Source organism: Xanthomonas sp. NCPPB 3582, from assembly GCF_041475735.2.
GTDB classification, from domain to species: domain Bacteria; phylum Pseudomonadota; class Gammaproteobacteria; order Xanthomonadales; family Xanthomonadaceae; genus Xanthomonas; species Xanthomonas codiaei.
Genome location: NZ_CM192968.1, coordinates 3,838,285 through 3,850,429 on the forward strand (window position 1 = coordinate 3,838,285; position 12,145 = coordinate 3,850,429).

The 12,145-nt window shown below is 66.7% G+C and carries 10 protein-coding genes; 7 read left to right on the forward strand and 3 right to left on the reverse strand.

Features of this window, described 5'->3' with window-relative positions; translation table 11 throughout:
• Positions 1–8: 8 nt before the first annotated feature.
• From ACCQ05_RS16220 to grxC, 3 genes are all read right to left on the reverse strand, one after another.
• Complete coding sequence (locus tag ACCQ05_RS16220) at positions 9–1,016, reverse strand: isocitrate dehydrogenase (protein WP_104539798.1); 1,008 nt, start codon at positions 1,014–1,016, stop codon at positions 9–11.
• Positions 1,017–1,278: 262 nt separating this feature from the next.
• Positions 1,279–1,674 (reverse strand): carboxymuconolactone decarboxylase family protein, encoded by a 396-nt coding sequence (locus ACCQ05_RS16225; RefSeq protein ID WP_372391529.1) that lies wholly within the window; start codon positions 1,672–1,674, stop codon positions 1,279–1,281.
• Entirely contained in the window at positions 1,671–1,976 is a 306-nt protein-coding gene (grxC, locus tag ACCQ05_RS16230; RefSeq protein WP_372391531.1) for a glutaredoxin 3, read from the reverse strand. The genes ACCQ05_RS16225 and grxC overlap by 4 nt, the downstream gene beginning before the upstream one ends.
• A gap of 148 nt (positions 1,977–2,124) precedes the next feature.
• Between grxC and ACCQ05_RS16235 the strand changes: the two genes are divergently transcribed.
• From ACCQ05_RS16235 to ACCQ05_RS16265, 7 genes are all read left to right on the forward strand, one after another.
• Positions 2,125–3,771: a M48 family metalloprotease gene (locus ACCQ05_RS16235; RefSeq protein WP_372391533.1), complete on the forward strand. Its 1,647-nt coding sequence runs from the start codon at positions 2,125–2,127 to the stop codon at positions 3,769–3,771.
• Between the two features lie 193 nt (positions 3,772–3,964).
• Positions 3,965–4,654 (forward strand): phosphate regulon transcriptional regulator PhoB, encoded by a 690-nt coding sequence (gene phoB / locus ACCQ05_RS16240; RefSeq protein ID WP_104539801.1) that lies wholly within the window; start codon positions 3,965–3,967, stop codon positions 4,652–4,654.
• A gap of 79 nt (positions 4,655–4,733) precedes the next feature.
• Complete coding sequence (gene phoR, locus ACCQ05_RS16245) at positions 4,734–6,062, forward strand: phosphate regulon sensor histidine kinase PhoR (protein WP_372391535.1); 1,329 nt, start codon at positions 4,734–4,736, stop codon at positions 6,060–6,062.
• 121 nt (positions 6,063–6,183) lie between these two features.
• Positions 6,184–8,286: a polyphosphate kinase 1 gene (ppk1, locus tag ACCQ05_RS16250; RefSeq protein WP_372394129.1), complete on the forward strand. Its 2,103-nt coding sequence runs from the start codon at positions 6,184–6,186 to the stop codon at positions 8,284–8,286.
• 58 nt (positions 8,287–8,344) lie between these two features.
• Positions 8,345–9,871, forward strand: a complete 1,527-nt coding sequence (gene ppx / locus ACCQ05_RS16255; protein WP_228964253.1) for an exopolyphosphatase — start codon at positions 8,345–8,347, stop codon at positions 9,869–9,871.
• Positions 9,872–10,332: 461 nt separating this feature from the next.
• A complete protein-coding gene (locus ACCQ05_RS16260; protein ID WP_372391537.1) occupies positions 10,333–11,472 on the forward strand; it encodes a glycosyltransferase family 4 protein in 1,140 nt (379 codons plus the stop codon).
• Entirely contained in the window at positions 11,453–11,995 is a 543-nt protein-coding gene (locus ACCQ05_RS16265) for a phosphatase PAP2 family protein (protein ID WP_104539805.1), read from the forward strand. Before ACCQ05_RS16260 ends, ACCQ05_RS16265 begins: the two co-directional genes overlap by 20 nt.
• Positions 11,996–12,145: the final 150 nt, after the last annotated feature.

Below are 12,145 nucleotides of genomic sequence, written 5' to 3' on the forward strand. Positions count from 1 at the left end.
CCACCCACTCAGAGGCGGCTGGCGATGGCCTTGGCGAAGCCCATGGTGTTGCCGGTGCCGCCCAGGTCGGGGGTCAGCGAATCCTTGGCTTCCAGGGTAGCCACGATAGCCTCGCGCAGGCGCTCGGCGTTCTGCGGCTGGCCGATATGGTCCAGCATCTGCGCGGCGCCCAGCAGCAGCGCACACGGGTTGGCCTTGCCCTGCCCGGCGATATCCGGCGCCGAGCCGTGCACGGCCTCGAAGATGGCCGCGTCGACACCGATATTGGCGCCCGGCGCCAGACCCAGGCCGCCCACCAGACCGGCGCACAGGTCGGAGATGATGTCGCCGAACAGGTTGGTGGTCACGATGATGTCGAACTGCTCCGGACGCATCACCAGCTGCATGCAGGTGTTGTCGACGATCATTTCCTGGAATTCGATTTCCGGGTATTGCGCGGCCACATCGCGGGCCACCTTCAGGAACAGGCCCGAGGTGGACTTGATGATGTTGGCCTTGTGCACCGCGGTGACCTTCTTGCGGCCGGTGGCGCGCGCCAGGTCGAAGGCGTAGCGCACGATGCGCTCGGAGCCCTTGCGGGTGATGCGGGTGCCGGAGAACGCGGTCTCGCCATCCTCGGACACGGTCTGGCCTTCGCTCAGGTACGCGCCTTCGGTGTTCTCGCGCACGGTGATCAGGTCCACGCCATCGGCGAAGCGCGACTTGGTGTTCGGGAATGACTTGGCCGGACGCACATTGGCGTACAGGTCGAACTTGCGACGCATGGCCACGTTGATCGAGCTGAAACCCTCGCCGACCGGCGTGGTCAGCGGGCTCTTCAGGGCGACCTTGTTCTTGGTGATCGAGGCCAGGGTGGACTCGGGCAGCAGATCGCCATGCTTTTCCAGCGCGACCAGGCCGGCATCGGCGTATTCGTAGGTCAGGCCAGCCTGCAGCGCGTCGAGCACGAACAGCGTGGCATCCATGATCTCCGGGCCAATACCGTCGCCGCGGATGACCGTGATTGTCTGCGTCATAACGTTGGGTTTCCGAACTTGAAGGGGGGAGCGCCAGCCGGAAGCCCGGCTCACCGGCGCAAGGAGGTTTCACAGGCAATTATGCCCGATGCCGGTGAAGGCGCCCAAACCGACCTTGGTCTAAGGCATGGACGGCATGCGGGCAGCCCGCCCGGGACCGACCATCCAAACGCAACGCGCCGCCTCGACTGCGGCGCGATCGGCCCTTCACGAATCCCCAATTCCCAATCCCGAACGTCAGTCACCCGCTCAGCCGCAGCCATCAACCATGCGCGTGCTGGACCGGTGGCGGTGCGCCGCCTTCGAGCTGGTCGAGGAAATCCACCGCGCGGCGCAGGTGCGGGATCACGATCGAACCGCCTACCACCAGGCCGACCGAGAAGGTTTCGAAGAACTCCTCGCGGCTCACCCCGGCCTCCTTGCATTGGGCGACGTGATAGCTGATGCAGTCATCGCAGCGCAGCACCATCGAAGCGACCAGGCCAAGCAGTTCCTTGGTCTTCACGTCCAGCGCGCCGGCCTGGTAGGTCTGGGTGTCGAGCGCGAAGAAGCGCCGCACGACCTGGTTGGGCTCGGCCAGGATGCGCTGGTTCATGCGCTGGCGGAACTCGGTGAACTCGCGCAGGCGGTCAGCGCTGCCCTCGTCGGAACCACTCATGCCTGACCGCCCGTGCCGGTGAACAGCGGCTCCAGCTTGCCGGCGCGATGCATGGCCATCATGTCGTCGTAGCCGCCCACGTGGACGTCGCCGACGAAGATCTGCGGCACGCTGGTGCGCCGCGCCAGCGCGACCATCTTCTCGCGCTCGGCCGGGTCCAAGTCGATCCGCACCTCGGTCCAGGTCTGGCCCTTGCTCTTGAGGAAATTCTTGGCCGCCACGCAGTACGGGCAGATGGCGGTGGAATACAAGGTGATCTGCGGGCCGGCGGCCGCGTCCTGCCCGGTGTTGTCTTGGCTCACGGGAAACTCCGTGGTTGGTCTGAGGTCTGACACATGGTAACGGGCGACTGGAATTTCCACCTCGCCACCGCAACACTGTGGATTAATAGCCGATTCACGCCGCCGCGCCTGCTGCCCGCATGCTCCGCGCACCACTTGGGAGTTCCACTTGCGCCTGCTTCCGCTCGCTACCGCCCTGACCCTGGCCTTCGCCATGGGCGTGGCACCCGCGCAGGAGAACCGCCTGCCCGATATCGGTTCGTCGGCCGGCGAACTGCTGACGCCGGCGCGCCAGGCCGAGTACGGCAAGATGATGCTGGCCGAGCTGCGCAACTACGACTACGTGCTGGACGACCCGTTGATCAGCGACTGGCTGCAGACCATGGGCACCCGCCTGGGCGCCAACAGCGATCAGCCGCAGCAGCCGTTCACCTTCTTCATGCTGCGCGACCGCCAGATCAATGCGTTCGCCACGCTGGGCGGCTACATCGCGGTCAACGCCGGGCTGGTGCTGACCGCCGAGCGCGAGGACGAAGTGGCGGCGGTGCTGTCGCACGAAATCGCCCATGTCACCCAGCAGCACGTACTGCGCGGGGTGGAACGCGCGCAGCGCGACCAGATTCCGATCCTGCTCGGCATGCTGGCCGCGGTGGTAGCGGCGCAGCAGGCCGGTGGCAACTCCAAGGGCGATGCCACCATGGCCACCATCACCAGCGCCATGGGGCTGATGCAGCAGCGCCAGATCGACTACACCCGCTCCAATGAATCCGAGGCCGACCGGCTGGGCATCCGCACCCTGGTACGCAGCGGCTACGACGTCGATGCGATGGCCGGCTTCTTCGAACGCATGTCGGTGGCGATGCGCGCCAACGAGGGCGGCTACAGCGCACCGGATTTCCTGCAGACCCACCCGGTCACCACCACCCGCATCAGCGAAGCCAAGGCGCGCGCCGAGCAGATGAAGAAGAACACCGTGGTGCTGACCACTTCGGTACCGGGCGGCACGCGCCAGGAACGCGTGGACCCGGCCGACCCGTCGCTGTCGGAGCCGTTGAGCCGCAACGGCAACGCACTGCTGCCCTACGCGCTGCGGTTGCCGGTGGACGCGCTCAGCCGCGGCGGCGACCAGCAGGGCTTCGATTGGGCCAAGGAGCGCCTGCGCGTGCTCAGCGCCAGCACGCCGGATGCGGCCATCCGCGAATACGAGAACCTGCGGCGCAGCGCCAAGCAGGGCCTGAGCGATGCGCAGCGCTATGGGCTGGCGCTGGCCCGGCTGCGCAACAGCGGCGGCCGGCCCGGCGAACCGGTGTCCGAACTGACCAGCCTGCTGGAGACGCACCCGGACAATCTGTGGCTGGCACTGGGCCTGAGCGAGGCGCAGGCACGCGTCGGCCAGCGCGAGGCGGCCAATGCGCGTTTCGATGCCTTGCTCAAGCGGTTGCCGAACAATCGCGCGGTGGCGCTGACCTACGCAGGCGCGCTCAACGAGCAGGCCAACAAGCAATCCGGCCAGCGCGCACGCCAGGTGCTGGAGCCGCTGCTGCATCGCAGTGGCGAGGACCCGTTGCTGCAGCAGACCTATGCCCGCGCCTGCGAGCTGGCCGGGGACCATCTGCGCGCCAGCGAGGCCTATGCCGAGTCCGCGTATCTGAACGGGCGCCCGGAGCAGGCCTTGCTGCAGCTGGAGGCGCTGAAGAAGAAGGATCTGGACTATGTGACACGGGCGCGGGTGGATGCGCGCATCGCCGCGATCACGCCCACGGTGCTGGAACTGCGCCGGCAGGGGATTCGCGACCCGGATCTGTCGACGCAGTGACGCCTGGGCGGGATTCGGGATTCGGGATTCGGATGACAGCGTGCCGTGCGACGTACTGGACCTTGTCACACCTTTACAGTCCAGTCCGCTTGCTAGGTCAGCGCGCCGCCGACGGGCTGCGCCGACCCTGTCACATTAGAGTCACAAAACCGTAGTCTACTGGCGACCACCAAAGCCAGACGGTACGCCCCGCGTGCAGAAACGCATTCTGATCGTCGATGACGAACCCGCGATTCGCGACATGGTGGCGTTCGCGCTGCGCAAAGGCGAGTTCGAGCCCATTCATGCCGGCGACGCGCGCGAGGCGCAGACCGCCATCGCCGACCGGGTGCCGGATCTGATCCTGCTGGACTGGATGCTGCCCGGCACCAGCGGCCTGGACCTGGCACGGCGCTGGCGCAAGGAACAACTGACGCGCGAGATTCCGATCATCATGCTGACCGCACGCGGCGAAGAGAACGACCGTGTCGGCGGCCTGGAAGCCGGCGTCGACGACTATGTGGTCAAGCCGTTCTCGGCCCGTGAGTTGCTGGCACGTATCCGTGCGGTGATGCGGCGTACCCGCGATGACGATGAGGACGGCAGCGTGGCAGTGGGCCGCCTGCGGATCGATGGCGCGGCGCACCGCGTGTTCGCCGGCGATGCGCCGGTGCCGATCGGCCCGACCGAATACCGGCTGCTGCACTTCTTCATGACCCATCCCGAGCGCGTGTATACGCGTACCCAGCTGCTGGACCATGTCTGGGGCGGCAGTGTGTACGTGGAAGAGCGCACCATCGACGTGCACATCCGCCGCCTGCGCAAGACGCTGGAACCGTTCGGCCTGGAAAACATGGTGCAGACCGTGCGTGGCTCGGGCTATCGCTTTTCCTCGGCAACCTGATCGTTGCCGCACAGCCGCCGGGCCGCCACATTGGCTGGCCGGGCAGCTGCCTACCTGACGCTTCGTGGTAACGCCTTCCATGCCTCAACATATCCGTTCCGCCTGGCTCAAGACGCTCGGCACCCTTGCGCTGTTGTTGGGCGCTGCCGTCGTGGTGGGCGTGTTGATCGAGCATGTGTGGATGGCACTGACGCTCACAGCGCTGGGCGTGCTGGGCTGGCATTACTGGCGGCTGCGCCAGGTGCTGCGCCGGCTCACCGCGCGCCAGCGTGCCGAACCCGCCGCCGGCGTCGGCGCCTGGAACGAACTGGACCGCCTGCTGTACCGCAGCCAGGCCGAAATGCGCGGGCGCAAGCGGCGCCTGATCGACATGCTGCGCACCTACCGCGCCGCCGCGCAGGCGCTGCCCGATGCGGTGGTGGTGGTAGACCGCAACAGCCAGCGCGTGCAGTGGTTCAACAAGGCCGCCGGCGGCCTGCTCGGCCTGCACCATCCCGGCGACATGGGCGTGTCGGTGGTGGAACGCCTGCAACCGCTGCCGCTGGCGCATTGGCTGGCGGCCGGGCGCAATGCAGAACCAATGCTGGATGCGGCCTCGCCGGTGGATCCGGACCTGCGCCTGAACCTGCGGCTGATCCCGTATTCGGACGATTACTGGCTGCTGGTGGCGCGCGATGTCAGCAAGCTGCTGCGCCTGGAGCAGGTCCGCCGCGACTTCGTGGCCAATGTCTCGCACGAGCTGCGCACCCCGTTGACGGTGGTGCACGGCTACCTGGACATGCTCGATCCGGAAGACTTCCCGGACTCGGGCCCGATGCTGGCGGAGATGCGCAAGCAGTCGCAGCGCATGGCGCAGCTGGTGGAAGACCTGTTGACCCTGTCGCGGCTGGAATCGCAGGAAGAACTCGGCGAAGAACACGTGGCGATGGCGCCGATGCTGTCCACCCTGCGCCGCGAGGCCGAGGCGCACAGCCAGGGCCGGCACACGGTGGAAGTGATCGACGAGGCCGGCGTGGATCTGCTCGGCTCCAACAAGGAACTGCACAGCGCGTTCTCCAACCTGGTAACCAACGCGGTGCGCTACACGCCCGGCGGCGGCACGGTCACGATCCGCTTCCTGCGCGAAGGCGACGGCGCGGCGCTGGCGGTGCGCGACACCGGCTACGGCATCCCCGCCTCGCATCTGCCGCGCATCACCGAACGCTTCTATCGCGTCTCCAGCAGCCGCTCGCGCGAGAGTGGCGGCACCGGGCTGGGGCTGTCGATCGTCAAGCACATCCTGGGCCTGCACCAGGCGCGGCTGGACATCGAAAGCGAGGTGGGACGCGGCAGCGAATTTTCGTGCCATTTCGTGGCCGCCCGTGTCGTGCAACGCGAACAGTCCCTGCCACTGTCACGCTCGGCGTGATATGTAAGAGGTGCAGGCCGCAACGCGGCGCGATGCACCGGCGCCATCCGTGTCGCATCGCCTGCGCCACGGCCCACGCGCCGCACACCACGCACACCTATTCGCCTTGATGACCGACTCCATGGGCCACGCCAAAGAACTGCACGACGTCAAAACCGGCGACGACATCGCCACCGATCCGCTGCGTGATCCGGCGCTGTACATCAACCGCGAGCTGTCGCAGCTGGACTTCAATTTCCGGGTATTGGCGCAGGCGCTGGACGAACAGGTGCCGCTGCTGGAACGCCTGCGTTTCCTGTGCATTTCCTGCACCAATCTGGACGAATTCTTCGAGATCCGCGCCGCCACCGTACGGCATGCACAGGAGTTCGGCTTGCCACCGGCACCGGACGGCTTGAGCCCCACGGCCATCCTCAATGCCGTGCACGATCGCGCGGCCAAGCTGGTTGAGCAGCAGTACCACGCCTGGAACGAGGTGCTGCGCCCGGCGATGGAAGAGGCCGGCGTGGCGGTGCTCAGCCGCAGCGCGTGGACGGCGCGGCAGAAGCGCTGGCTGCGCGCCTACTTCCGTAACGAGATCATGCCGGTGCTGTCGCCGCTGGGGCTGGATCCGGCGCATCCGTTCCCGAAGATCCTCAACAAGACCCTGAACATCGTGGTGGTGCTGGAAGGACAGGATGCGTTCGGACGCGCCGGCCACCTGGCCATCGTGCGGGCGCCGCGTTCGTTGCCGCGCATCATCCAGTTGCCGTCCAGCCTGTCGCCGGAAGGCGCGCAGAGTTTCGTGTTCCTGTCCTCGGTGCTGTCCGAGTTCGTGGACGAGCTGTTCCCGGGCATGCAGGTCAAGGGGTCCTACCAGTTCCGCGTCACCCGCAATTCCGAGTTGGTGGTGGACGAGGAAGAAGTCGAAAATCTTGCGCTCGCCCTGCGCGATGAGCTGGTCACGCGCGGCTACCGGCCGGCGGTCCGCCTGGAGATCGCGCACGATTGTCCGGCGCCGATCATGCGCACCCTGCTGCAGAACTTCGGCCTGAACGAAAACGCCGTGTACCGCATCGTTGGCCCGGTCAATCTCAGCCGCGTCACCCAGGTCTACGACCTGGTGCAGCGCCCCGAGCTCAAATATCCCTCCTTCAATCCGCGCACCCTGCGCGACAGCGAGGGCATCTTCGATATCATCGGCAAGGGCGATGTGCTGCTGCACCACCCCTTCGATGCGTTTACCGCGGTGCTGGACGTGATCCGGCAGGCGGCGGTCGATCCGAACGTACTGGCGATCAAGCAGACGCTGTACCGCACCGGCAAGGACTCGCTGATCGTCGATGCGCTGATCCTGGCCGCGCGCAACGGCAAGGACGTGACCGTGGTGGTGGAGCTGCGCGCGCGCTTCGACGAAGAAGCCAACCTGGGGCTGGCCGACAAGTTGCAGGAAGCCGGTGTGCAGGTGGTCTACGGCGTGGTCGGCTACAAGACCCACGCCAAGATGCTGCTGATCGTGCGCCGCGAGGGACGCAAGCTCAAACGCTATGTGCATCTGGGCACCGGCAATTACCACAGCGGCACCGCGCGGATATACACCGACATCAGCCTGATCACCGCCGATGCGGAGATCGGCAACGATGTGCACATGCTGTTCCAGCAACTGTCCGGGCTGGCCCCGCGCATGAAGCTGGATCAGCTGCTGCAATCGCCGTTCACCCTGCATGCCGGCGTGCTGAAACGCATCGAACGCGAAACCCGCCTGGCCCGCAACGGCCGCCCGGGCCGCATCATCGCCAAGATGAACGCACTCAACGAACCGCAGGTGGTGCGAGCCCTTTATGCCGCGTCGCAAGCCGGCGTGCAGATCGACCTGATCATCCGCGGGGCCTGCACGCTGCGGCCGGGCGTGCCGGGCGTATCCGACAATATCCGCGTGCGTTCGATCGTGGGGCGTTTTCTCGAACACAGCCGCGTGTACTGGTTCGGCAACGACGGCGCGGCCGAGCTGTATTGCGCCAGCGCCGACTGGCTGGAACGCAACCTGTTGCGCCGGGTGGAAACCTGTTTCCCGATCCTGGAGCCGGATCTGGCCAGGCGCGTGTATCGCGAGGTGCTGCAGAACTATCTGGACGACAACGTCAGCGCCTGGGAACTGGATGCCGAGGGCGTCTACCACAAGCGCACCCCTGCGCCCGGAGAACCGCCACATTCGGCGCAGATGACGCTGCTCGATCGGATCTGAGAACGCCGCGGCCGGGGACTCTCACGTGGCCAACGGCCCATCGGCTACCATGCGGCCCATGCCAACATCCTCCCCCACGATTGCCCCCCTGCGTGATGGCGATTTTCTTGCTGCCATCGATCTAGGTTCCAACAGTTTCCACATGGTCATCGCGCGCTACCTGATGGGTCAGCTGCGGGTGGTCGACCGCCTGCGCGAAACCGTGCGCATGGCCGATGGTCTGGATGGCAAGGGCGGCCTGTCCAACGAGGCGCGTCAGCGTGCGCTGGAGTGTCTGGCGCGCTTCGGGCAGCGCATCCGCGACGTGCCTTCGCTGCGCGTGCGCGCCCTGGCCACCAATACGGTGCGTCAGCTGCGCTCGCCGCAGACGTTTCTGATGCCGGCCGAAACCGCGCTCGGGCATGCGATCGAAGTGGTGAGCGGCCGCGAGGAGGCGCGCCTGATCTATCTCGGCGTCACCCACGCGCAACCGCCCAAGCCCGACCAGCGCCGGCTGGTGATCGACATCGGCGGCGGCTCCACGGAATTCATCATCGGCCGCGGCTTCCAGACCCTGGAGCGCGAAAGCCTGCAGGCCGGCTGCATCGCCAGCACCCGGCGGTTCTTTCCCGGCGGCAAGTTGTCCAAGAAGAAATGGAAGGACGCGCTGACCGAGATCGGTGCCGAATTCCAGCAGTTCGCCGGCCAGTACAAGGCGTTGGGCTGGCACGAAGCGATCGGTTCGTCGGGCACGCACAAGGCGATCGGCGAGATCTGCGCGGCGATGAAGCTCACCAAGGGCGCGATCACCGCGCAGGCGCTGCCGGCACTGCGCGAGGAGCTGCTCAAGGCCAAGCGTATCGAAGACATCCAGCTGCCCGGGCTGGCCGCCGAACGCCGGCCGATCATTGCCGGCGGCATCCTGGTGCTCGAAGCGGCCTTCCAGGCGCTGGGGCTGGAGAAGCTGATGGTCAGCAAGGCGGCGATGCGCGAAGGCATCCTGTACGACATGCTTGGCCGCGCCGGCCAGAACGACCCGCGCGACAGTTCGGTGGCCTCGCTGGTGCAGCGCTACGGCATCGACGAAGTGCAGGCGCAGCGCGTGGAGGCCACCGCCTGCCGCCTGTTCGACCAGGTGTGCGACTCCTGGCAACTGGACGGCGACGATGCACAGGTGCTGCGTCGCGCCGCGCGCCTGCACGAACTGGGCCTGATCATCGCGCACAGCCAGTACCACGTGCACGGCAGCTACATCCTGGAGCACTCCGATATCGCCGGCTTCTCGCGGCAGGAACAGCAGGTGCTGGCTGCGCTGGTGCGCACGCATCGGCGCAACGTGCCCAAGACCGCCTTCGACGCCCTGCCCGACCGCCTGCTGCTGCCCACCCGCCGCAAGGCCGCGCTGCTGCGCCTGGCGGTGTTGCTGCACCGCGCGCACGAAGCGGACCCGATTCCGACCCTGGAACTCACCGCCGAAGACACACGGCTGTCATTGATCCTGTCGCAAAGCTGGATCGACTCACGCCCGCTGCTGCGCGCCGACCTGATCGGCGAAGTGGAAAGCATGGCCGGCCTGGGTATCGCGTTCAAACCGTTTGTGACCTGAGGCCGGAGGCCTCAGGTGGGATTCGGGATTCGGGATTCGGGATTAGTTTGGCATTGGGCTCTGATGTCTTTGCCTGACCGTCAGCGGTCGCGCCAAACGCTGGCAGTGCACCGCTTCTGCGAATCTCCAATCCCGAATTCCCATCCCGTCGCGCTTGTCACTACCGCGACTTGTCGGCACACCATCGGTATCGCCTTCAAACCGTTTGTGACCTGAGGCCGGAGGCCTCAGGCGGGATTTGGGAGTGGGGATTCGGGATTTGTTTGACATGGGCTCTGATGTCTTTGCCTGACAGCCAGCGGTTGCGCTAAACGCTGGCAGTGCACCGCTTCTGCGAATCTCCAATCCCGAATCTCGAATCCCGAATTCCCACTCCCGTCGCGCTTGTCACTACCGCGACTTGTCGGCGCAACATCAATGCCATCGCGCTCCCGGAAGCTAGCGAAAACGGGAGAACGGGCATGCGCTACGCGATCGTTACCGAAACCTATCCCCCCGAAGTCAACGGCGTGGCACTCACGGTGCATGGCCTGGAAACCGGGCTGCGCGCGCGCGGGCACCAGGTGGACGTGGTGCGGCCGCGCCAGAACAACGATTCGGCCGAGGCCGCCGATGCCTTGCTGGTGCGTGGCGCGGCGCTGCCGCGTTATCCGGGGCTGAAGTTCGGGTTGCCGGCCACCCAGCGCCTGGTCCGCCACTGGCGCACGAGCCAACCGGATGCGATCTACATCGCTACCGAAGGCCCGTTGGGCTGGTCGGCGATGCGGGCCGCGCGCCGGCTGGGCATTCCGGTGGCCAGCGGCTTCCATACCCGCTTCGACGAATACCTGCCCGACTACGGCGCGGCCTGGCTGCAAGGCGCCGCACTGCGCTGGATGCGGCGCTTCCACAACCAGGCCGAAGCCACCCTGGTACCCACCCGCGAGCTGCAGCAGACCCTGCGCGATGACGGCTTCCAGCACGTGCAGGTGCTGGCGCGCGCGGTCGACAGCCAGCAGTTCGATCCGGCACGGCGCGATCCGGCGTTGCGGGCGCAATGGGGGATCGAAGGCGAAGGGTTTGCGGCGATCTATGTCGGGCGCATCGCCAACGAAAAGAACCTGCCGCTGGCCGTGCATGCATTCCGCAAGCTACAGCAGGTGCGCCCGAAGGCGCGCTTCGTCTGGGTAGGCGATGGCCCGGCGCGCGAGAAGATCGCGCATGAAAACCCCGACTTCATCTTCAGCGGCATCCAGCGCGGCGACGCGCTGGCGCGCCATTTCGCCAGCGGCGATCTGTTCCTGTTTCCCAGCCGCAGCGAGACCTTCGGCAATGTGACCCTGGAGGCCATGGCCAGCGGTGTGGCCACGGTCGCCTTCGACTACGGCGCCGCACGCGAGTACCTGCGCAATGGCCAGAACGGCGCGGCGGTGGAGACCGATGAGGCCTTCGTCCAGGCCGCCGTGGCGCTGGCCCAGGACGATGCACTGCGCCAGCGCCTGGGTATGGCCGCCGCGCAGGCGATGAAGAAACTGCACCCGGACACTGTGGTGTCCGACTTCGAGGCCCTGCTGCTGGGCATCACCGCTGCACGGGGGCGTTATGTCGTCGACGCGGCTTGAGGTATGGCGCGGTCACGAAGCGCGCTGGTGCCGGCGCGCCAACCACTGGTGCCGTCGCCACCCGGTGCGGCGCACGTTTGCCGCGATCAGCCGGCTGGGCGACGGCGTGTTCTGGTACAGCCTGATGGGGCTGCTGGTGCTGCTCGACGGCATGGACGGCGTGCGTGCCTCCGCGCACATGGCCGCGACCGGCGTGCTGGCGCTGACGCTGTACAAGGCGCTCAAGCGCTGGACCCGCCGCCCGCGCCCCTACGCGGCCGACGTGCGCATCCGCGCCTGGGTGGCGCCGCTGGACGAGTTCAGCTTTCCGTCCGGGCACACCCTGCACGCGGTGTCCTTCAGCATCGTGGCACTGGCCTACTATCCCTGGCTGGCTCCGCTGCTGGTGCCGTTCTCTGCAGGTGTTGCGCTGTCGCGCGTGGTGCTGGGGCTGCATTATCCCAGCGACGTGCTGGCCGCCACCGCGATCGGTGTGGTGCTGGCGAGCCTGTCGCTGTGGGGGCTGCCTGCGCTGCTGGGGTAAGCGATAGAGGCTTGCGTGAAAACCGGTTTTCTGACCGACCGGCGCAATGCGGGCGAACAGGGAGCCAAGACGAACTCAGCAAATTTCAGAGCGTCTCCGCTGTTCCTTCTCCCTGTGGGAGAAGGTGCCCCACAGGGGCGGATGAGGGTG